The organism is Prauserella salsuginis, from assembly GCF_024648885.1.
Taxonomy (GTDB): Bacteria; Actinomycetota; Actinomycetes; order Mycobacteriales; family Pseudonocardiaceae; genus Prauserella; species Prauserella salsuginis.
Genome location: NZ_JANBBF010000008.1, coordinates 306,807 through 327,905 on the forward strand (window position 1 = coordinate 306,807; position 21,099 = coordinate 327,905).

At 71.5% G+C, this 21,099-nt stretch carries 17 protein-coding genes and 1 tRNA gene; 8 read left to right on the forward strand and 10 right to left on the reverse strand.

Going from position 1 to position 21,099, the window contains the following annotated elements; all coding sequences use genetic code 11:
* Position 1: 1 nt before the first annotated feature.
* On the reverse strand, positions 2 to 1,390 hold the full coding sequence (locus tag LY40_RS02905) for an MFS transporter (protein WP_183785930.1): 1,389 nt from the start codon (positions 1,388 to 1,390) through the stop codon (positions 2 to 4).
* A 95-nt stretch (positions 1,391 to 1,485) separates the two neighbouring features.
* Positions 1,486 to 2,439, reverse strand: a complete 954-nt coding sequence (locus LY40_RS02910; protein ID WP_183785932.1) for a LysR substrate-binding domain-containing protein — start codon at positions 2,437 to 2,439, stop codon at positions 1,486 to 1,488.
* 109 nt (positions 2,440 to 2,548) lie between these two features.
* Between LY40_RS02910 and LY40_RS02915 the strand changes: the two genes are divergently transcribed.
* Positions 2,549 to 2,746, forward strand: coding sequence for a PspC domain-containing protein (locus LY40_RS02915; protein ID WP_258935856.1), 198 nt, complete (start codon positions 2,549 to 2,551; stop codon positions 2,744 to 2,746).
* Between the two features lie 70 nt (positions 2,747 to 2,816).
* On the opposite strand, the gene LY40_RS02920 is transcribed toward LY40_RS02915, so the two are convergent.
* Entirely contained in the window at positions 2,817 to 3,740 is a 924-nt protein-coding gene (locus LY40_RS02920) for a LysR family transcriptional regulator (protein WP_183785936.1), read from the reverse strand.
* A 264-nt stretch (positions 3,741 to 4,004) separates the two neighbouring features.
* Between LY40_RS02920 and LY40_RS02925 the strand changes: the two genes are divergently transcribed.
* Positions 4,005 to 5,249 carry a Glu/Leu/Phe/Val dehydrogenase dimerization domain-containing protein gene (locus LY40_RS02925; RefSeq protein WP_372497670.1) on the forward strand — a complete coding sequence of 415 codons (1,245 nt, stop codon included), beginning with the start codon at positions 4,005 to 4,007 and terminating at the stop codon, positions 5,247 to 5,249.
* Positions 5,250 to 5,449: 200 nt separating this feature from the next.
* Here the strand turns inward: LY40_RS02925 and LY40_RS02930 are convergent, their stop codons facing one another.
* Positions 5,450 to 6,295 (reverse strand): acyl-CoA thioesterase, encoded by an 846-nt coding sequence (locus tag LY40_RS02930; RefSeq protein WP_183785938.1) that lies wholly within the window; start codon positions 6,293 to 6,295, stop codon positions 5,450 to 5,452.
* A gap of 161 nt (positions 6,296 to 6,456) precedes the next feature.
* On the opposite strand from LY40_RS02930, the gene LY40_RS02935 reads away from it, so the two are divergent.
* Positions 6,457 to 7,035, forward strand: coding sequence for a YdcF family protein (locus tag LY40_RS02935; RefSeq protein WP_258935857.1), 579 nt, complete (start codon positions 6,457 to 6,459; stop codon positions 7,033 to 7,035).
* 403 nt (positions 7,036 to 7,438) lie between these two features.
* Here LY40_RS02935 and LY40_RS02940 read toward each other — a convergent pair whose 3' ends face one another.
* The gene (locus LY40_RS02940; RefSeq protein WP_183785942.1) at positions 7,439 to 7,903 is read right to left on the reverse strand and encodes a hypothetical protein; all 465 of its coding nucleotides are present in this window, start codon (positions 7,901 to 7,903) and stop codon (positions 7,439 to 7,441) included.
* A gap of 359 nt (positions 7,904 to 8,262) precedes the next feature.
* Between LY40_RS02940 and LY40_RS02945 the strand changes: the two genes are divergently transcribed.
* Positions 8,263 to 8,336: transfer RNA gene (locus tag LY40_RS02945), tRNA-Pro, on the forward strand.
* 259 nt (positions 8,337 to 8,595) lie between these two features.
* On the opposite strand, the gene LY40_RS02950 is transcribed toward LY40_RS02945, so the two are convergent.
* The 4 genes from LY40_RS02950 to LY40_RS02965 form a co-directional block, all read right to left on the reverse strand.
* Positions 8,596 to 9,765: an AI-2E family transporter gene (locus LY40_RS02950; RefSeq protein WP_258935858.1), complete on the reverse strand. Its 1,170-nt coding sequence runs from the start codon at positions 9,763 to 9,765 to the stop codon at positions 8,596 to 8,598.
* Positions 9,766 to 9,934: 169 nt separating this feature from the next.
* On the reverse strand, positions 9,935 to 10,156 hold the full coding sequence (locus LY40_RS02955; RefSeq protein WP_183785944.1) for a LapA family protein: 222 nt from the start codon (positions 10,154 to 10,156) through the stop codon (positions 9,935 to 9,937).
* Between the two features lie 13 nt (positions 10,157 to 10,169).
* Entirely contained in the window at positions 10,170 to 12,770 is a 2,601-nt protein-coding gene (locus LY40_RS02960) for a winged helix-turn-helix domain-containing protein (RefSeq protein ID WP_258935859.1), read from the reverse strand.
* A 283-nt stretch (positions 12,771 to 13,053) separates the two neighbouring features.
* Positions 13,054 to 15,702: a winged helix-turn-helix domain-containing protein gene (locus LY40_RS02965; RefSeq protein WP_258935860.1), complete on the reverse strand. Its 2,649-nt coding sequence runs from the start codon at positions 15,700 to 15,702 to the stop codon at positions 13,054 to 13,056.
* A gap of 166 nt (positions 15,703 to 15,868) precedes the next feature.
* On the opposite strand from LY40_RS02965, the gene LY40_RS02970 reads away from it, so the two are divergent.
* From LY40_RS02970 to LY40_RS02980, 3 genes are all read left to right on the forward strand, one after another.
* Complete coding sequence (locus LY40_RS02970; RefSeq protein WP_221213382.1) at positions 15,869 to 16,315, forward strand: DUF7144 family membrane protein; 447 nt, start codon at positions 15,869 to 15,871, stop codon at positions 16,313 to 16,315.
* A 32-nt stretch (positions 16,316 to 16,347) separates the two neighbouring features.
* Positions 16,348 to 16,590 (forward strand): DUF8691 family protein, encoded by a 243-nt coding sequence (locus LY40_RS02975; protein ID WP_183785950.1) that lies wholly within the window; start codon positions 16,348 to 16,350, stop codon positions 16,588 to 16,590.
* Between the two features lie 141 nt (positions 16,591 to 16,731).
* Positions 16,732 to 18,627 (forward strand): alkyl/aryl-sulfatase, encoded by a 1,896-nt coding sequence (locus LY40_RS02980; protein WP_258935861.1) that lies wholly within the window; start codon positions 16,732 to 16,734, stop codon positions 18,625 to 18,627.
* 223 nt (positions 18,628 to 18,850) lie between these two features.
* Here LY40_RS02980 and mgtE read toward each other — a convergent pair whose 3' ends face one another.
* Entirely contained in the window at positions 18,851 to 20,188 is a 1,338-nt protein-coding gene (gene mgtE / locus LY40_RS02985; RefSeq protein ID WP_258935862.1) for a magnesium transporter, read from the reverse strand.
* 169 nt (positions 20,189 to 20,357) lie between these two features.
* Between mgtE and LY40_RS02990 the strand changes: the two genes are divergently transcribed.
* On the forward strand, positions 20,358 to 21,080 hold the full coding sequence (locus tag LY40_RS02990; RefSeq protein WP_258935863.1) for a YdcF family protein: 723 nt from the start codon (positions 20,358 to 20,360) through the stop codon (positions 21,078 to 21,080).
* Positions 21,081 to 21,099 lie beyond the last annotated feature (19 nt).

A 21,099-nucleotide genomic window follows, 5' to 3' on the forward strand; every position in this document is an offset into this window, starting at 1 on the left:
GTCAGGCCGTCACCTCCTGATCGGCGCGCGTGGGGGTCGGAGGCTCGGCGCGGGAGGCACGGAGGGCGAGCACCGAGCCGAGGCTGATCACGGCGAGCACGACGAAGTAACCGGTGACGGCCAACGAATCGCCGAAGGCCGCGTAGAGCGACGTGGCCAGCAACGGGGCGAGGCCACCGCCGAGAATCGCGCCGATCTGGTAGCCGAGTGAGGCCCCGCTGTAGCGCAGGTGCACCGGGAACAACTCCGCGAACAGCGCCGACTGCGGCCCCGCCGTGGTCCCGAGCACGAAACCGAGCACGAGCATGGCGACCGTCATCAGCGGTATCGATGCGGTGTCGAGCAACGGGAAGAACGCGGCGGCCGCGACGACCAACGCCGTGGAAGCGATAACGTACACCCGCAGCCGGCCCACGGTGTCGGATTTCCACGCCGACAGGGCCATCCCCGCCATCCACACAGGACAAGCACCGATGAGCAGCCACAGCATGGTCGAACGGGGGAAGCCGAGTTCCTCGGTGCCGTAGGTGAGCACGTAGACCATGAAGGCATAGGCGATGCCGTTGGTGGCGACGAACGTGCCCGCGGCCAGCAACACGACTTTCCCGTTGCGGCGCAACACCTCGACGACGGGCAGCTTCGCGACCGCGTCGGTCTGGCGCGCGCTGCTGAACTCATCGCTCTCGGCGACACCCAGTCTGATCCACATCGCCACGCCGACGAGCGCGGCGCTGACGAGGAACGGGATGCGCCAGCCCCATGACGCGAACGCGGCGTCGTCGAGCAACGTCGTCATGAGCAGGAACACCAGGTTGGCGCCGAGTACGCCCGCGGGAACACCGAGCTGCGGTGCGGCGCCGTAGAGACCCCGTTTGCCCGTGGGCGCGTTCTCCGTCGCCACGAGCACCGCACCGCCCCATTCGCCGCCGACGCCGATGCCCTGCACGAACCGCAGCAGCACCAGCAAAATCGGCGCCGCGACGCCGATCGCGTCGAACGTCGGCAAGAGGCCGATGCCGACGGTCGCCGCTCCCATCAGCACCAGCGACAGCACGAGCATCGACTTGCGGCCGATCCGGTCGCCGTAGTGGCCCATCACGACGCCGCCCATCGGGCGGGCGACGAACCCGACCGCGAACGTCGCGAACGCCGCGAGGGTCGAGGCTACCGACGATCCGCCGGGGAAGAACTGCGGACCAATCACCAGTGCCGCGGCCGTGCCGTAGATGAAGAAGTCGTACCACTCGATGGCGGTGCCGACGAAACTCGACGTCACGGCTCGGCGGGCGTTCCGGCGGTCGTGCTCGGCCGAGGCGCCAGGCTGCGTGTCGGTCGGCTGGGGATCAGGCGTCCCGGAGGAACCGGACGCCGGTGTGGCGGTCGCCGTCATTGGTCTCGCCTTTCGGGATGTCTGTGTGCGCGGGCTCCGGTGCACCGCGCACCGCAGGAAGCATCGCCCGCCTTTCCGCGCCCCGAAAAGCGCAACTATCCAGGGTTGTTCCCCGGGGATTCCAGGGAAGTGCTCCTCGCGCCGGCCGCGAACTGCACGAACGTCCGCGAGACCGTGCTCAACATCGATCCTCGGTTCCAGGCGACGACGATCTCGACCGGATCAGGCCGCGGCTCCAGATCGGTACGGGCGACGACGCTGGAACCGTCGTAGGTCCGGTCGTGTTGCGGCCGTTGCACGAGCAGGGTCCACCCCAGACCGCGGCCGACGAACGCCCTCGCGGTCTCGAAATTCTGCGTCCGGTACGCCACGCGTGGGGCGAACCCGGCCTGCCGACAGACCTCGAAGGCGTGCTCGGAACTCGGGGGTGCATCGAGCAGTACCATCGGTTCAGCGGCGAGGTCCACCAGCCGGAGCGGCCCGGGAGCACCGGCCAACGGGTGGTCCGGAGCGAGCAGCACGAGCGGATCGCGGGTCCCCAGCGTGCTGGTCCGCCAATCCTGCGACAGCCCGAGGTCGTAGGCGATGGCCAGGTCGAGCTCACCGTCGTCGAGGCTGCTGCGGAGCCGGTTCTGCGTCGCCTCGTGCAGTTCGATCCGCACGTCGGGGTAACACTGGGTGAAAGCGCGGAACAGTTCCGGCAGAACGGTCGGCCCGAGCGACGGGTAGCAGCCGAGTGCCAGTGGCCCCGCCACGACACCGTTCTCACCCGCGGCGTCGGCCTGCAGTTCGCCCGCCTGCCGCAGCAGGGTCCGCGCCCGACTCAGCACGGTCTCGCCGGTCGGCGTCAGCTGCACGCCCCGCGCGCGCTTCCGCACGGTGAGCTGGACTTTCAGCGCCTTCTCCAGATCGGTGACGGCCGCCGCGAGCGCCGACTGCGACAGGTGCAGGCGCTCAGCTGCACCACTGATCGTTCCGGTGTCCGCCACCGCCACGAACGCGGCCAGCTGGCGGATCGTATAGGTGGGCAGGTTGTCCGCACGCGACATGCACCGACCGTAGCGCCGGGCGGCCGGGTTCGTGGACAGCCACGATCTCGGGGGCCGCATCGGGGACGTCCCCGATGCCGCATGCATGCCGCGGGAGCATGGTGGAGGTATGACGACGACGACCACGAAGCTCACCCGTTCCCGCAGCGACCGCGTACTCGGCGGGGTGTGCGCGGGCCTGGCCCACCGATTCGGCTGGAAGCCGCGGACCATGCGGCTGGCATTCGTCGCCTCCTGCCTGCTGCCCGGCCCGCAGTTCCTGCTGTACCTCGCGCTCTGGATCGTCATCCCGGCCGGAGACCGCTGAGCGGACCCGTCCCCGGCTGCCGTGTCCCGGAGCGGACCCGTCCCGCCGGCCACGTCCCTGCGGAGCCGGGTCACGGCAGCGTGGCGCTGGCGCCGAGTCCCTTCTCGGCCGCCGCGGCCCGCACCGCCTCGATGACCAGCCGGAGCGACGGCCGGGGTGTGCCCTTCGCCCGATAGGCGATCGACACGCGCCGCATGACCGGTTCGGTCAGCGCGATGATGTCCACACCGGGCGGCAGCAGCGACAGTCCGAGGTCTGACACCAGCGTGACGCCCAGCCCGGAACCGACCATCGCCAGGGCGGTGGCCTGTTCCTCAACCTCGTGCGCGATCTTCGGTTCGAATCCCCGCTGCTGACAGGCGATCCGGACGGCGCGGCCGAAATGCGACCGCGGTCCCGCCAGCACCCACGGGTGTTCGGCGAGGTCGATGAGCGAGACCGCCGGTTCGGGCACGACACCGGTCGGCACCGCGGCGTGCAGCCGTTCCACCGCGACGACCTCGCGCGCCAGCGCCGGATCCCACGGCATCGGATAGTCCGAGTAGTCGATCACGAACGAGAAATCGAGCGTGCCGTCCCGCACCGCGCCCGCCGTCTCCTCGGGAGCCAGTTCGCGCGTACGCACCTCGATGCCGGGATGTTCGGATGCCAGCGCCGTCAGCGCGGGCGGCAGCAGCCCCGAGGCCACCGACGCCCACACTCCCGCCGTCAGCCGCGCCGACAGCCCGTCCTGGGCGTTCTCCAGCGCATGCGTCGCCCTGCCCACCGAGTCGAGGATCTCCTCCGCGTGCTCGGCCAGCAGCGTGCCGAGCTCGGTCAGCTGCACCCTCCGTCCCAGCCGTTCGAACAGCTGCACGCCCACGTCGCGTTCCAGTTGAGCCAGTTGCTGCGAGACGGCCGAGGCCGAGTAGTGCAGCGCACCGGCCGCCGCGGTGACGGTGCCCCTCCGGTTCAGTTCGCGCAGCATGCGCAGGCGGTGCAACGACAGTTCCATGGCCGTCAGCGTAGACACGTGGGCCTGTGCAGGAAGCGTGAACGGTTCCGTGCGTGATCTTTAACTGGACGCGCAGCCGTTCCCGGGCCCACGCTGTAGGTAGCGGGCAGGCAGCGGGCGACCACGGCATCAGCGCAGCTGAGCACCGATCCTCACCGACGAAACGGCACACCGCCGAGTGGCGGTGGACGCTGCCGTTTTCAGGTGCGCCGGGCCCGGCAGCAGGCGACAACAGGCGACACGAATGGTGGAGGTGCGTTTCAGGTGACCACGATGGAAAACCGTCCAGCGGCCGGCGGCACCGCGGCCGGCACCCGGGCCGCTGGCGCGACCGACATTCGCACCAGCGAGCCCCTGCTGCGGCTGACCTGGACCGACCCGGTCACGGGTGCCCAGGGCTTCCTCGTGGTGCACACCCTCGCCTCCGGCCTGGCGACCGGCGGCACTCGGATGCGCGCGGGCTGCACCATGAAGGAGGTCGAAGACCTCGCCCGCGGCATGGCGGCCAAGACCGCGACGTTCGACCTTCCCGTGGGCGGCGCCAAGGGCGGCATCGACTTCGACCCGAAGGACCCCCGCGCGCTCGAGGTCCTCGAACGCTTCTGCCAGGCGATGCGTCCGTGGCTGGACGCGCACTGGGTCACGGCCGAAGACCTCGGTGTGCCGCAGCACCTGATCGACGACGTCTTCGACCGGCTCGGGCTGGAGCAGAGCTACCACGCCGCGATCAGGCGGGCCCCGCACCCGGAGCGCACGCTCCGGCGGGTGCAGGCCGGGCTCAACGCGCCCGTGCCCGGTGGCCTGCTGCTCGGCGACGTGATCGGCGGTTACGGCGTCGCCCAGGCCTGCCTCGGCGCGGCCGGTGCGTGGGGCTGGGAGAACGAGACGACCACCGTGGCGATCCAGGGCATCGGCACGATGGGTGGTGGCGCGGCGTTCTACCTCCACGAGGCCGGTATGCCCGTCGTGGCCGTGGCGGACGCCGCGGGCACGCTGTACCGGCCGGAGGGGCTCGACGTGCCCGCGCTGCTCGAACTGCGGGACGCCTACGGCGAGATCGACCGGAGCCGGCTTCCGGAGGACGTGCAGCAGCTGCCGCGGGACGCCGTGATCGCCACGGCTGCGGACATCCTCGTCCCCGCTGCGATCTCGTACGCGGTCACGCCGGACAACGTCTCCGACGTTGCGGCCAAGGTCGTCGTCGAGGCCGCCAACTCGGCGACGACGCCGGAGGCCGAGGCGATGCTCGCGGCCCGCGAGATCCCGGTCATCCCGGACTTCGTCGCCAACGCCGGTGCAGCGGCGTGGGCGTGGTGGCTGCTGCTCGGCTACGTCGACGCCGATCCGGCAACGTCGTTCCACCGGCTGCGCACCGAGATGCAGTCGAAGGTGGCGATGCTGCTGAGCTCGTGGGACGTCGACGGGGTGCCGCTGCGGGAGACCGCCTGGCAGCTCGCGTCCGCCAACCGGGAGGTTCTCGCCGAGTCGCCCGACGTGGCGATCCCGTAGTCGCCGCCGGACACGGAGCGGGTCCCGGTCGCCGTCACCCGGCGCCGGGGCCCGCTTCGCCGTGTTCCGCCGCTTTGCCGTGGCCCCTCTGCTTCGCCGTGGCCCGCTGCTTTGCCGTGGCCCCTCTGCTTTGCCGTGTCCTGCGGCGGTGGCGGCGGTCCACCGGCGATGCCGCGGCGGGGCGACCGGCCGGGGCGGTGTCAGCCTTTGAAGTAGACCAGCTGGTGTGTGGTGGCGAGCAGCTCACCGCCGGTGCCCCACAGGCACGCGGACTGGTCGAAGTAGCTGCGCCCGAAGCGGTTCGAGCGGGCGCGGGCGAGCACCGGACGTGTGCCGTGGTCGGCCAGGACCGCCTCGTCGGCGTGGAAGTAGACCGTGAGCGAGATCGTGCCCGCGGGCATGGCCTGTCCGCGGCGCAGGAAGACGCGCGGGTAGAACACGTCGCACAGCGAGGCCAGGGCCGGGAAGTCGAGCGGGCGGGCCGGGGCGTCGCGGACCCACAGCATCGTCGTCGAGTCCGGCGATTCCGGGGCTCCTTCGAGTGCGGGCAGAGCGCCGTCGAGGAACCGCATCTCGTAGTTCTTGGCCCATTGGACCTCGTCCGGCATGGGCGTGACGGGTACGGCCTCCGGCTCGGGCACGTCCGGCATGGTCGCCTCGGTGTCGGCCCACGTGTCGCGCCGTGCCGCGTACACGGCGGTGGCGGTGGTGATGACCCGGCCGTCCTGGGTCAGTTCGAGCGACCAGTGCTGGGTGGAGCGGTTGGTGCGCGACGGGCGGGCCGACACGGTGAATTCGCCGTCGGCGACGGGCCCCGCGTAGTTGACGGTCAGTGACACGGGCACGCCGAGGCGTTCGGGGTGGCACTGCACGGCTTCGAGCAGCGTCGCCGCGGTGATGCCGCCGTAGGGGCCGACCATGTTGGCGTAGGCCGGGTGCGTCGCCCCCGTGTACGTGCCGTCGCCGGTGTCGGCCGGCTTCAGCGCGACGGCCGCGTCGAACGGATGGTCACGGCCCGCCGGGCCGCTGCCGTCGGATCCACTCATGCCTGCCTCCTCGGTCCGTCCCGCTCCCGCTGGGACGCCGACATGCTTAGCACGGCGCAGTAACAGGACCCTGCCGTGACCGCGGCCGGAGCGACCGTGGTCACAGCACCTGCGGCCGCGTCCACGAGCGCGTCCCGGCGGTCCCGGCCTACGGTCGGGGTATGCGTGTGACGACGGCGGCCGCCGCGGTGATCGCCGTCCTGGTGTGGGGCGAGGTCGAGCATTGGCGGTCGTCACGGCGGTGGCTCGGCACGTCCCGTCGCGGCGACGGGCCTGATGTCGTCGTCGTGCTCGGGTACCGCAACCGTGGCGTACGGGCGAACGCCGTCAACCGCTGGCGCGTGCGCGCGGGGCTCCGGTCGCGCACACGGGGCGCGCGGCTGATCCTGACCGGCGGCGCGGTGGCCGGGCCGGTCCCGGAGGCGACCGTGATGGCTGCCTACGCTCGCGGCGTCCGCGGCTACGACGGGCCGTTGCTGACCGAGACGGCCAGCCGCACCACGTGGGAGAACGTGGTCAACGTCGCGCCCCTGCTCGAGGACGCCGGCACGATCGCCGTCGTCTCGCACGCGCTGCACGCGGAGAAGGCGCGCGTATGCCTCTGGCGCAACCGGCCCGATCTCGCCGTGCGGCTGGTGCGCGGGCGGGAGTATCGATTGGGGGAATGGGTTCTGGCCAAGCCCGCGCTGGCTGTCGCCGGGAGACTCCGGCTGCGCGCGTTGCTGTCACCGTCGCGGTGACGGTGGGCGCCGTCGGAGTCGGCACCCGCTTTCCTGGACGTGCCGTGACGGTCGCTGCCACGTGCCCGTTCCCGCTCCGGCGGTTGTCACCGTTCTGTGGTCGTCGCCGGTTCTGTGGTCGTCGCCGGTTCTGTGGTCGTCGCCGGTTCTGTGGTCGTCGCCGGTTCTGTGGTCGTCGCCGGTTCTGTGGTTGTCGCAGGTCCGGGGTTGTCACAGGTCCGGGGTTGTCACTGCTCCGTGCTCGTCGCCGGGCTGTGGTCGTCCCCGGCCGGCCGTCACCGCGTTGTGGTCGTCGCCGCGTTGGCCGACGTGGGGTCGATGACCGCCCGCGCCCGCCGTCGGCGGCCGGTTGTGGGTCGCGGACGGCGCGGCGGCGCTGTAGGTCGTCCCGGATAGCAGCGGGTCATTCGGCATGGTCCTCGATGGACGGGCTCAGCTGCGGGTCGCGGCCGCGCTGTCCCGGCACCGGTGCCACGACGGGTCCTGCCTGGCGCCGCGCCCGCCGGTCCCCCGCGGCACGGCCCGGTGCGTCGAGGCGTTCCTCGACGAGGACGGTCTCGTGCATGTTCGCCAGCACGGTCATCGTGACCGCGTGCGCGGCGGCGAGCAACAGGAGGAGCACGCCCAGGTTGCCGACGGTCGCGCGCAGGACTCCGCCGCCGAAGCCGAGGTCGAGCACGGCCACCAGTGCCAGCACGCCGAGCATCAGCAGATGGAACAGCACGCTGGCGAGGCGGGCCTGCGAACCCGCCCTGGTGTCGTCCACATCGGACAAGTAACGCTTCCCGCTGCGGTACAGGATCTGACCGTCCGCCACGATCATCAGCGCGCCCAGCACGAGGAAGGCCAGAAAGGCGTCGTCAGGCATGTCGGTCTCCCTTCACCCTGCGAGAGATGCCTTCATCGGGTAGCCGGGAGCGCTCGCCGCGGAAACGGCCGCGGCCGCCGGGTGTGTCCGAGCGCACCGCCGTGAGCACACCACTCGGCCGTCCCATCCCCTGTTCGGAGCAGTCCGCGGGGTCGAGTGCGCGCCACCGGTCGAGCGCGATGAGCCAGCCACCTGCAGACGCGGTCCCGTGGCCGCTGGCGGTCGCGCCTGCGTACCGGCGTGGTCCTCGCCGCGGCTCCGCAGCGCAGTCGACGGTGCCTGATCTTCGGCGACCCGCTGTGAGGCGGCTGTCGCGGACGCGGTACAGTACCGACATCGCCTCGACGCGAGGTGATGGCCGGGCTGTGGCGCAGTTTGGTAGCGCACTTGACTGGGGGTCAAGGGGTCGCAGGTTCAAATCCTGTCAGCCCGACCGGCGGGAAGAAGCCCCTGATCTCGGAGTTTTCGAGGTCAGGGGCTTCTTGCTGTTGAGATCAGTGGCTTTTCGTGTGCCGGCCCTCGATCTGCACAGCCTTCGTCTTGGGACCACGTGGGGACCCACGACGGCGAGTTGGCTCACGCGCACCACTCGAGACCGGTTCCCCACCATCCACCTCACGAAGAACCCCAGGATCGAACTATCCGCAGCGGCACGCGGCGACTCAGCCGGCCGTCGGGTGTTCGTTCCCGACTCAGGTCGATCCGTCCCGCCGATCACCGTCCGACGGCGGATCAGCTTCCGACTGCGGGGCGGCCGCAGGCGGCGGGGCGGCATCCGACGGACCGGGTTGCGGCGCCCGGGGAACAGCCACGAGTGCGCTACTCGCCAGCAGCGCGTCGACCCACCGGGCCCGGGGATCCACGTCGACCAGCACCGCCTTCGTCAACAGGGTCAGCGGCACCGCGAGGATCGCCCCGACCGGTCCGAGAACCCACCCCCACAGCACCAGCGACAGGAACGTCGCGATCGTCGACAGCCCCACCGCGTTACCCACGAACCGAGGCTGGATCACCGACTGCACGACGAAGTTGAGTACGACGTAGACGGCGATGACGCCGACCATGAGACGCCAGTCGCCCTCCAGCAGACCGAGAATCGCCGGTGGCGCGACACCCAGCACGAACCCGACGTTGGGGATGTAGTTCGTCATGAACGCGAGCAGCGCCCACAGCACCGGCAGCGGGATACCCAACAACCACAGGGCGACACCGTCCAGCACGGCGACGATCAGGCCGAACACCGTCGTCACGAGCATGTACCGCCGAGTGCCCCGAACGAATCCCGCGATCGCGGTGCCGATCCCGGGCCGGTCGGCGCTCACGGCACCGTGACGGGCATCGGCGCCGGTCGCTTCCATGCTGAGGAACAACAGCAATGCGAGCAGGAAGAGCACACTCGCGCCCACCCCGGTCACAGAGGACAGCACGGCCTGGACGTATCCCAGCACCCGGTTCAGGTCCAGACTGGACGTCGCGGGCCGGAGATGTTCCGCATCCACGCCGAATCTGCCCAGTGCCGCGGTGGCCGACGACACCAGGTCGTCGGCGCGCGCGGTGTAGCGGGGCAGCAATGCGGCCAGCTGCGCGACCGACACGACCAGCACCCCGACCAGTCCGGCGAGCAGCGCGTACACCAGCAGCACGAGCACGGACGTCGCGACCCAGGTCGGCAGTCCCCACCTGCGCAACAACTGCGATGCCGGACTCACGGTGATGACGACGACCAGGGCGAGAAACAGCGGACCGACCAGCCAGGACGCCGCCATCAGTCCGACGAGGACCACGACGGCCGACGCCGCGCCGATCAGCAACACGACCGCGCGCGGCATTCCGCGCACCACGAGGTCCGGGCCGGCCGTCATGGCGGCGACGTTAACCGGCACCGCTGCGGCACACCTCGTCCGTACCGGATGAGAAACCCGCGGCGAGCCCCTGCCTCCCCCGACGACGCGGACTCTGCGGCATTCCGGCACGGCTGTCCTTCGTGACCGGCCCTTCCGGGACGCGAATGTCAGGGGTCGCCTCGCGCGGTCACCGTTTCCGGGTCAGCAGGAACCCTGCGAGCGCCCCCAACGCGGCCACGACGACCAACGCGGTCCACAACGGCGCCGACACCACGATCGTGAACAGGTGCATGTCCACGACGTCGCGGTTCTGCACGACGAACAGCACCACGACCACGGCGACGAGCAGTGCCACGACCTGGCGTGGTCCGATGTGGAAACGTCGGTGCGGGCCCGGTTTCGCGGTCATGACCCGCCTCCCTTCAGCCCTCCGCCGTATCGTGCGCGACGTCCGGGTCCGGATGCCTCATCCGGCGTGGGTGAGGCACCCGGACGTCACCGGCGGGCACGTCGACCAGCCCCCGCTGCCGAGCCTCGGCCAACGCCCCTCGCCTGGTGTGGACTCCGAGCTTGGCGTAGACGGACCGCACGTGTGTCTTGACCGTGTTCACCGAGACCCCGAGTGTCGCGGCGAGCTCCTCCAGGGAACGCATCGAGCTCAGGTGGCCGAGCACGTCCCGTTCACGAGCGGTCAGCCCCACGCCTCCGTCACCGGCGCCGCTCCGGCCTGCGCCGAAAACCGCCTGCCGGATCGCCAGGCCGAACGGCTCCAGCGAAGCGAAGCCACCGGCATGCTCGACCAGCAGCCGGGCGATTCGCCGGTCTGCCACCGCGAACGGCCTGATCAGGTGAACCGGCTCTGCGGTGCGCAACGCGACGTGGAGGAGCTCGAACGCATGCGTCCGGCGCCCCGAACTCAACGCCAGGCCGATGTCGTGCACCCGGCCGTGCACCTCGGTCAGCACCGGCAGGACCGCCCGACTGCCCGCGCCGCCGGAGTCGGGCACGCCGACGGGTACCCCCGCCGTCCACGCGCGGATGAGTGCCACTTCCGCGCTCGGTCCGACCCGCTCGCACAGCCAGTCGGCCGTCTCACGGGCAGCCGATTCGTCCCCGGCCAGTACGGCGCCGCCGGCTTCGGCCAGCGCTCCCACGGCGGCGACCGGAGCCGGCACCGGTATCGTCCCGAGCGTCGTCCGCGCCCTGCGCAACCGCCACAAGCCTGCGGAGCGCTTCCCGCCGTCCATCGCGCACGTTCCGTTGACCACCTCGACGAGGTAGGCCAGGACCGGATGTCTCGTCAGGTCGACCTCGGCCGCATCACCGATCGACCGGCGGGCCGCGTCGGGCTCCGCTCGAAGCAGCTGGAAGAACGCACCGGTGAGCCTGTGCAGCAACAGCGACACATCCGGACCACCCGGCTCGGCGCTCCCCTCCCGGGCCTCGTGCGCGGCCGCCGCATCCGCGAGGTCCCCGGCGAGCCACGCGGCCGACTCCCGGGCGGGCTGTACATGCGACAGGATCCCGGGCAGGCCGTGCTCCTCCGCGAGGCGCTGCGCAGCCCGCAGCGCCTCACGCGCGGCATCGACCCGGCCGTCGCGCAGCGCGATCCAACCGCGGTTCAACCATGCCCAGGCCTGCAGTTCGGGTCGGCCGGTCCCGGCCGTATCGGGAACCTGCTCCGGCTCGCCGCCCCGGGACAGCGCCAGCGCGGAACGGAGCAGGGTTCTCACCATGCCGTCGGCGTCGGAGCCGGTCGCCGGCGCGGATGCGGTGGCAGCCGCATCCGCGGGCGGCCGTCCGGCCTGCAGGTCGGCGATCGCCGACACCACAAGCAGGCGTGGATCGTTCCGCGCCCTCGGATCTCGCTCGGCGACTTCCAGCGCCCGCCGCACGGCGTCACCCTCGCCGCGGAACAGCAGCACGGGCCCGTACCGCACGAGCAGGCGCACCAGGAACCCGGAGTCGTCACACCGCGCCGCCTCGTCCAGCGCGTCCGGCAGCAGCCCCTCACTCGCCAGTCCGGCGGCCGCCGTCGCATGCAGTCGGCCGACCGCGTCGGGGCGGCGCCGCCGCACGTCGCCGTACAGGAACGAGCGCCACATCGGATGGACCCGATACCGGGGTTCCCGCTGCCCGACACGAGCGACGAAAGCCCCCTCCCACTCCAGATCGGCGAGGACGGACCCGGCATCCGGCCGGCCCGACAGTGCCGCGGCCAACCTCGGACTCACCTCGGCGCAGACGCTGACGGCCCGGAGAACCTCTGCGGTCCCCTCCGGCATTCCCGCCAGCACTTCTCCCATGAGAAACGCCGCCACGGACTGATCGTTCACGGCGAAGTCGTCGACGAACCCGGCTCGGTCCGGGTCGTGCTGCAACGCACGGGCGACCATGCGCAGTCCGGCCGGCCAGCCTGCCGTGCGCTCCACGAGCCGCGTGAGCCTTCCGGCCTCGAGTACGACGCCGGCGCGGCGCAGCAGCGCATCGGCCTCCGGCTCGGCGAATCTCAGGTCGCCCGCGCGCAGCTCGGCCAGCTCACCGCGCAACCGCAGTCGCGCCAACGGCAACGGCGGGTCCGCCCTGCTCGACAGCACCAGCCGCAGATTGTCCGGCTGGTACCGGATCATGGTCTCGATGCCGTGCCAGACCGAGGGATCCGAGATCTCGTGCACATCGTCGACGACCAGCCGAATCCGGCCCGGCAATTCCCCCACCGCGTCGAGCAACTCGGCGACAGTGTCCGCCTGGTCCCCCGCTCGATGGCTCCAGCCGTGCAGCCCGTTTCCTCGCGGGACCGGGCAATGCCGGCGGATCGTGCGCGCCATGGCACAGAACAGCCGTTGGGGGTCGTCGTCGCGACGATCGGCCGAGACCCATGCGGCCGCGGCGCCGCTCGCCGCGACCCAGCCGGCGAGCAGGCTGGTCTTCCCGTACCCGGCGGGGGCGCACACCAGCGTGACCGGGCAACGTTCGACGGCGTCGTCGAGCGCAGCGAACAAGTCCTCACGGGTGAGTGACATGGCCGCCACAGCCGGGACAGCGATCTTGGTGTGCGGTACCGGGCCGTGCCGACACGTCCCCGTGGACCGCGAAGCTCCCACGCGACCGACGATAGGCCAATCCGGGACGTGCTGCCGCGGGTCGTTCACCGCTCGCGTGACCGTGTCACGCCCCTGGTGCCCGACGACCGCAGACGGCGCGTTCCGCTCTCCCCTGCTGTCACCTCCACAGGCTCGCCGCGCTGCCACACCCGCGACGCCGCCACCGCGCCCGCGTGCGGACGCTCCCGCGGGGGCGGAATCCTCACCCGGCGACGGTGAGGTGCACATCGTCGAGGAGTCCGTGTGCCCGCGCGACACCCACGGCGTCGGCGCGCTTGGTGACCCCAAGCTTGAGATAGATGGCCCGCGTGTGCGTCTTGACCGTGTTCAGCGACACCGTGAGGTCGTCGGCGATCTCCTCCAGCGAGAGCGCGGTCGGCAACAGACCCAGTACCGCGCGCTCCCGCTCGGTCAGCGTGAGCGGAGCCAGCTGAGGCAGACCACGGCGTGCGGCGGCGACCCTGCGCGCCAACGGCTCGCATGCGCCGAATCGGCCGAGACCGGTCTCCAGCACATCCCCGATCAACGGCGGTGCGACCACGAGCGGGTAGAGCACATTCTGGGACTGCGCGTGCTCCATCGCCCGCACCAGCGCGCGTTCGGCCTCCCGGGACCGGCCCGCGAGCTGCTGGATCTCGGCGTCGGCCAGCACCGCGCACACTGTCGACCACGGCAGAGCCATCGGAAGACGCTCCGTCAGCGCCGGCCTGAGCACTCGCGCCGCAGGTCCGTGGCGTCCCGAGGCGAGCTGCTCGCGCGCCCGCATCACGGCGATCTCGCCGCTGCCCGGGGCCACCTCGTGGCACCGCTCCCGGGCCCGCACCGCGACGTCGGGGCGGTGCAGGTCCAGGGCGAGCCGATGTTCGAGGAAACCGCAGAGCAGCACCGCGATGCCGGGTGCCCGGCCGGTGTCGGCCGCGTCGCGCGCGGAGCACACCCGGTGCAGCCCGCGCGTCCGTTCGCCCCGCTCGGACTCGGCGGCACCGCGCAGGGTCGTCGCGACAAGCCGTGTCCCGTGTGCACCCGTCCGGTGTCGGTCCAGCAGCCGGAGGACCTCGTCGACGTGCTGCAGGCAGCAACGCAGCTCTGCGCGGAGCAGGGCGCCGTAGCCGAGCAGCAGGTGTGCCTCCGCCGCGGCCGTTCCCGCCTCCCACGGTCCCTCCGCGTCGGCCGCGGCGGCATTCGATGCCAACTCGGTCATCGACCGGAAATCCCCGCGAAGCGCAGCGACCCCGCTCAGGGTGGTCAGGCACCGGGCCACCACGTAATCCGCACGCCCGGCCCTGGCCGCGCGCAGTGCGGAGTCCGCCAGCTCACCGGCTTCGCCGGGCCTGTCCCGGCACAGCAGCAGGTCGGCCCGGTGGAGCTGCACCATCGCCTCCAGCGGGGACGACGGCACGACCCGTGCGGCATCGCCGTTGTCCCCGCCGTCGTCGGGTTGGCCGGTGATGCGGCGGATCCGCGCTCCGACGAGGCGCCGCAGGGTGTCCGTTTCCGTGCCGGCGCGGTAACGCACCAGCGCGTCCGCCCGAACGAGGTCCAGTTCGGCCAGTTCCGCCTCGCCCGCCTCCACCCGCACGAAGGCGGCGACGAGAGCGAGGAGCCCGTCCCCCGCCGCGGTTTCGGCGGGAAGTGCCGCCAACGCCCGCCGCACGAGGTCGTGTTCGCCCGCGAGCACCGCCGGGATCGCGCATCGGCGCAGTACGGCGCGGATCGTGCCGGATTGCCGCGAGGCGCACGCGTGGGCCAGTGCCGCCGCCGGTTCCGCCCCCGCGGCGTACCACTCCGCCGCCACCCCGGCGAGTCGTGCCGCACGTTCCGGATCCCGTCGGTACAGCACGGCGCGTGCGTGCTCACGGAACGGCGCACGGAGGCGATACCGCGTGCCGCCGGGGACCTGTCGCCGGGCGACGACGGACCCACGTTCGAGAGCCGCGAGCCGCGCCTCGGTGTCGGGACGGCCCGACAGCGCCGCGGCGAGTTCCGGGCTCACCTCGTCGCACACGCCCAGCGCGGCCACCAGTTGCCGGTCCCGCTCCCCCATCGCCGACAACACCTCATCGGCGATGTGGCCGGCCGCGGGCAGGGCCCGCACCGCAGCCGGCGCCGCCATATCCCGGCCGTCACCGGCGTGCGCGCGCAGCTCCAGCGCCGCGTGCCGCAACCCCGCGGCCCACCCTTCCGTGCGCCGCATCAGCTCGGGCAGTGTGCCGGGTGGCGCATCCGGCTGCGCCTCGGCGAGCAGGTGTGCGGCCTCGCCGGCCGTGAACCGTAGCTGCTCGGCCGACACTTCCGTCACGCTCACCCCGAGACCCTTCCGGGTCAGCGGCGCGCCCGGGACCGCACGCCCGGACAGCACCACTCGCGCGGTCCGAGGCAGGCCCCGCAGCACACCGGCCAGGCCGTGCAACGTCGCCTGATTCGTGAGCTCGTGGACATCGTCGAGTACGAGGACGGCACCGCCGGCCACACTGCCCAGAGTCTCGGCGATCGTCGCGAGGAACTCCGGGTCCTCGCTCGGATGCGCAGGGACGGACACCGGGCGCTCGCGGACGGACGGCACACCGTTCTCCACCGCCTGCAGCAGCGCCGACCAGAATCGCGGCTCGTCGTTGTCGTCGGCGTCCAATGACACCCACACCGGGGTGGCACCGGCCCGCCCGCCGCACCATTGGGTCAGCAGCGTGGTCTTACCGGTTCCCGCAGGCGCACACACCCACACGACACCCGCGCTCGGTGCGCGGTCGAGGACCGCCGACAACCGTTCGCGTGTCACGAGGTTCGGCGCGAGAGCCGGCACCGCGGTCTTCAGCCTCGGCACCCGGCTACGGCGCGGGACATCGTGCTCCACTGCGGCACTCTCCTCCCGACGCGCTCCCCTCCACGGTCACACCGCACGGCGGAGCGCGCGAATCGCCGCCCGATTCACCAACGACGGGTGACCCGGGCACGCGGGACACGGCGCAGTGTGGAACCCGGACCGGAGCACCATCGGCAGGCGCACACGGGAGACGAGCATGAGCGAGACACATCCGGGCACCCATCGCGGCGGCAGCGGCACGAGCCGGATCGACGACCTGCACCCCGAGCAGGGGGCCGGCTGGGTCGCGTTCGCCAGCATCATGTTGGTCCTGGTCGGACTGTTCAATGTGCTCTTCGGGCTGGTCGCACTGTTCGAGCAGGATTACTACCTGGTCGGTTCCGCAGGTCTGCTGGTCTTCGACCTGACCGGGTGGGGCTGGATCCACCTCATCATCGGGGGCGCCGCCGTCCTCGCCGGTGTCGCGCTCACCACCGGCGCGACCTGGGCACGAGCGGTCGCCGCTGGACTGGCCGGGCTGAACGCACTCGCCCAGGTCGCGTTCCTGCCAGCCTTCCCGGCGTGGTCACTCGTCGCGATCGCCCTGGACGTCCTCGTGATCTGGGCCGTCGTGGTGCACGCCGGCAAACCGGCCACCCGGTAGTCACCGCACGCGTCACCCGAAGGAGGGGACCGGTGCCGCCGACCCGCTACGAGTTCCGCGTGAGCGGACACATGTCAGAAAGCACCCGGCACGCCGTCGGGCAACTCGGCCCGCTCGAGGTCGTGCCGGCACCGCCCGAGACCATCATCTACGGAGTCGTGACCGACGATGCGCATCTCCAGGGCATCATCGGGCTGCTGGGCAATCTCGGGCTCCGCCTCGTCGCGCTGCAGCGTGTTCCCGAATTCTCGTCCGGCGATACGGATCCCGGCTGACGCACCACGCTCGGCGCGACGGCCCGCCGCTCACCCGCGGCGGATGACGCCGGTCGAGGGGCGATCCGCTGACAATCACGGGCGCGGCCACCGGCTGCCATGACCGCGGCCTCTCGTCATCCGGAAAGGAACGACAGTCCCATGACCGACACCGTCGCCAGCGCGGGCGTCGCCGCCGCGAACGCCGACCTTCAGGACCGCCTCCCGTTCTCCGACACCACCGACACCCGCAACGCCGACCGTGGTTTCATCGGCACGATCCGGCCCGCGCAGGTGCGTGCGGACGACGGCAGGGTGGTCTGGGATGCCGACGCGTGGGCGGACGTCCTGCGGAGCCCGCGGCCGGACACCGTGAACCCCAGCCTGTGGCGGCAGGCCCAGCTGGTCGCCCGGCACGGCCTCTACGAGGTCACGGGCGGCATCTACCAGGTGCGCGGGCTGGATCTGTCGAACATGACCGTGGTCGAGGGCCGCGAGGGGATCATCGTCATCGACCCCCTGCTCTGCGCCGAGACCGCAGCCGCCGCACTGGCCCTCTACCGCAGGCACCGCGGCGACCGGCCGGTCACGGCGGTGATCTACACGCACAGCCACGCCGACCACTTCGGCGGCGTGCGGGGTGTGATCACCGACGACGACGTGACCTCCGGAGCGGTGCCGATCCTGGCCCCCGAGGGCTTCCTCGAGCATGCGGTGGCCGAGAACGTCTACGCCGGGACCGCCATGGCTCGCCGCGCGGCGTACATGTATGGCGCGGCTCTGCCTATCGGGGCCACGGGACAACTGGGCGCCGGTCTCGGGATGACGGTGTCGACGGGAACGGTCACCCTGATCCCGCCCACGCAGGACGTCGGCACCACGGGGCACGAGGCGGTCCTCGACGGCGTGCGCATCGTCTTCCAGGTCACTCCGGGGACGGAGGCACCGTCGGAGATGAATTTCCTCTTCCCCGACCACGGCGCGTTGTGCATGGCGGAGAACGCCACCCGCACGCTGCACAACCTGCTGACCCTGCGCGGCGCCCAGGTCCGCGACCCGCACGCATGGGCCGCCTATCTCCAGGAGTCGATCGAGCTGTTCGCCGACTCGGCCGATGTCGTGTTCGCCTCGCACCACTGGCCGACGTGGGGCCGCGACGAGCTCGTGGCGTATCTGTCCGAGCAGCGCGACCTGTACGCCTACCAGCACGACCAGACCCTGCGACTCCTGAACCAGGGCTATGTCGGCACCGAGATCGCCGAGATACTCGAGCCGCCTCCCGGGCTCGTGGACGCCTGGCACACCCATGGCTACTACGGTTCGATCAGTCACAACGTGAAAGCTGTGTACCAGCGCTACATGGGCTGGTTCGACGGCAATCCCGCCCACCTGTGGCAGCACCCGCCGGAACAGGCCGGGCGGCGCTACGTCGATGCGATGGGCGGTCCCGAGGCGCTCCTGACGGTCGCGCGCCGCGCCTACGACGAGGGCGATTTCCGGTGGGCAGCAGAACTCACCGGGCATCTGGTCTTCGCCGAACCCGGCAACGCCGCGGCCCGGGAACTGCAGGCGGCGGCGTTCGAGCAGCTCGGCTTCGGAGCGGAGAACGGCCCCTGGCGCAACTTCTACCTCACCGGTGCCTTCGAACTGCGCCACGGCAACATCGGCACACCGACCGTCACCGCGTCGCCGGACATCCTCGCGCAGCTGAGCCTGGGGCAGATCTTCGACAGCATGGCCATCCAGGTCGACGGTCCACGCGCCGCGGCGACGCAGGCCGGGATCGACTGGACGGTCACCGCCGAGGACGAACAGCACCATTGGACCCGGCTGTCGAACGGGGTGCTCGTCCACGGCACGGGCATCGGCAGAGAGCCTGCGGATGCCCGGATCAGGGTCGGGCGGAGCGCGCTGATCGCGCTCGTGACCGGACGGTCGACACCCGACGAGCTGGAGCGTTCCGGCGACCTGGCCATCGACGGTCCCACCGATGTACTCGCCCGGTTGCTCGGTGTGCTCGACCCTCCCGATCCGGGATTCGCCATCGTCACGCCGTGACCAACGCCGCCGTCACACCGTGACCACCAACGCCGCTCCACCGGACGGCGGGCCAGGCACGGCAGGAGCCCGCTCCTCACATCTCCGAGCGACCGACCGAGCACCGGCGCCGGAGCGGGTCGGTGGTCACGACGTGGCGGCGTCGGTGGTCTTCCGGTGGAGTTGTGTTTTCCGGTGCGCGAACGCCGGCACCGCGGTACCGACGCACTCGGCCTCAACCGCCTCAGACGCCGAGCACCGCATGGGCGATGACGAAGTAGATCAGCAGGCCTGTGGCGTCGACCAGGGTCGTGACGAGCGGCGCGGAGATCACAGCGGGGTCGATGCCGAGCCGCTTGGCCAGCAGCGGCATGGTGGCGCCCACCGTGGCGGCCCAGCTGCAGATGACGACCAGGGACAGGGCAACGGTCGTGGCCACCGGCACGTCGACCAGGACGCTGCCGATCATCAATCCGACGGCGCCGAGCGCCGCTCCGAGCAGCAGACCCACCCTGCTTTCCCGCCACGCCACGCGCAACAGGTCGCGCGTGCGCACCTCGCCGACGGCGAGCGCGCGCACGGTCGCCGTCGCCGCCTGCGACCCCGCGTTGCCGCCGGCGCCGGTGAGCAACGGGATGAACAGAGCCAGTGCGGTGACCGCCGTGAGTGAGTCCTCGAAGAACTGCAGCACGTTGACCGTCAACGTCGCCGCCACGATGAGCAGCAACAACCACACCACCCGGGATCGGGCCAACTGCACGACGCTCGCCGACATGTAGTGACCACTCCACGGCGCCGCGGCAGCCTGCCGAGCGATGTCCTCGGTGTCGGCCGCCTCGATGACCTCGAACGCGTCGTCGATGGTGAGCAGTCCCAGCACACGGTTCTCGCTGTCGACCACCGGCAGCGCCAGCACGTTCGCCTCCTGCATGAGGCGGGCGGCGTCCTCGGCCTGGTCGGTGGCCTCCACCAGCGGATAGTCCTCTTTGAGTAGTTCGGTCACGGACCGATCGGGGTCGCTCAGCACGACATCGCGCAACGACACCACGCCCACGAACCGTCGTTGGTCGTCGGTAACCGGCAACGTGTAGACGGTCTCGGCGTCGGCGCCGCGTTCACGAACCACGCCGAGCGCTTCGCCCGCAGTCCGCCGCTGCCGCAACGCCACGGTCTCCGGGCTCATATACCGGCCGACGGAACCGTCCGGATAGCCGAGCAGGGCCGCCGTCATCGACCGCTTCCGCGGGCTGAGCCCGGCGAGCACCTGCCGGGCGAACTTCGCGGGCGCCTCGCCGAGCAGGCGCGCACGGTCGTCGGGGTCCATCTCCTCGACGACGTCCCGGAACGCCTCGCCGCGCAGTTCGGCGAGCACCTTGTGCTGGTCCGGCGGGTCGAGCTCCTCGAACACCGTCAGCGCGCGATCCTTGTCGAGCAACCGGAACAGCAGGGCCGCCCTGACTCCATCGGCGCGGGCGAGCTCGTCGGCGACCTCGTGCGGCGGGTGGTCGGCAACCCACCGCTCCAGACCCGGTAGATCGTGTGCGTCGAACAGGTCGTCCAGCGTGTCCGTGTCCGCGGCCATCCCGCTACTCCTCCGCCGCCTGCCGCCGAGGCCTATCGGCGCCTGTCGGGTTCCATCATTCGCGATCTCGGCGCGCATGCACGCTCGCGATCCGTGCATGGTGCGGTGAGCCACAGCCATTCGGGGGTCACAGCGGCCGCTCCGGCCCTCGGTCGGCGAGGATGGGCTCATGACGGACCCGAGCCGCCGCGACGTCCGTGCCGCCCCCGGTGACGGCTGGCCCGGCCCCGTCCGCGCCGATGTCGAGACGCTCTGGGACTTCCACCGTGTCGACGATCCGTTGCAACCGGCCGACGTCGCGGTCGGCCTCGGCAGCCACGACGGCGGCGTCGCCGTCCACGCCGCCGAACTGTATCGCCGCGGCCTGTTCCCGCTCCTCGTGTTCACCGGCGCCACCAAACCCACCACCGCCGGGCGGTTCCCGCGCGGCGAGGCCGTCCACTTCCGGGAAATCGCGATACGCCACGGCGTTCCGGACGAGGCCGTGCACATCGAGACCGAGGCGACCAGCACCGTCCAGAACATCGACAACACCCGCGCCCTGCTCACGGCCGAGGGCGTCACGCCCCGCAGCGTGCTGCTCGTCTCCCGCCCCTACCAACAACGCCGCGCACAAGCCGTCGCGGCGGCACGCTGGCCGGGCGTCGACATCCGCTGCAGCGGCGCCCGCCAGGACCTCGACACCTACCTCGCCGCCATCGGCGAACCGGACCTCGTGGCGGCGATGCTCGTCGGCGACACGCAACGGCTCGAGCTGCAGAGCCGATCCGGCGAGATCGCACCTGCGCACATCCCCGGCGACGTCCGTCGTGCCTACGAGCGCCTCGTCGCGGCCGGCTACACCGACCGCCTCATCACACCCCGCCGGGACACCCGCCACGACCCGAGCTGAATCGGACAACCGGCGAGGC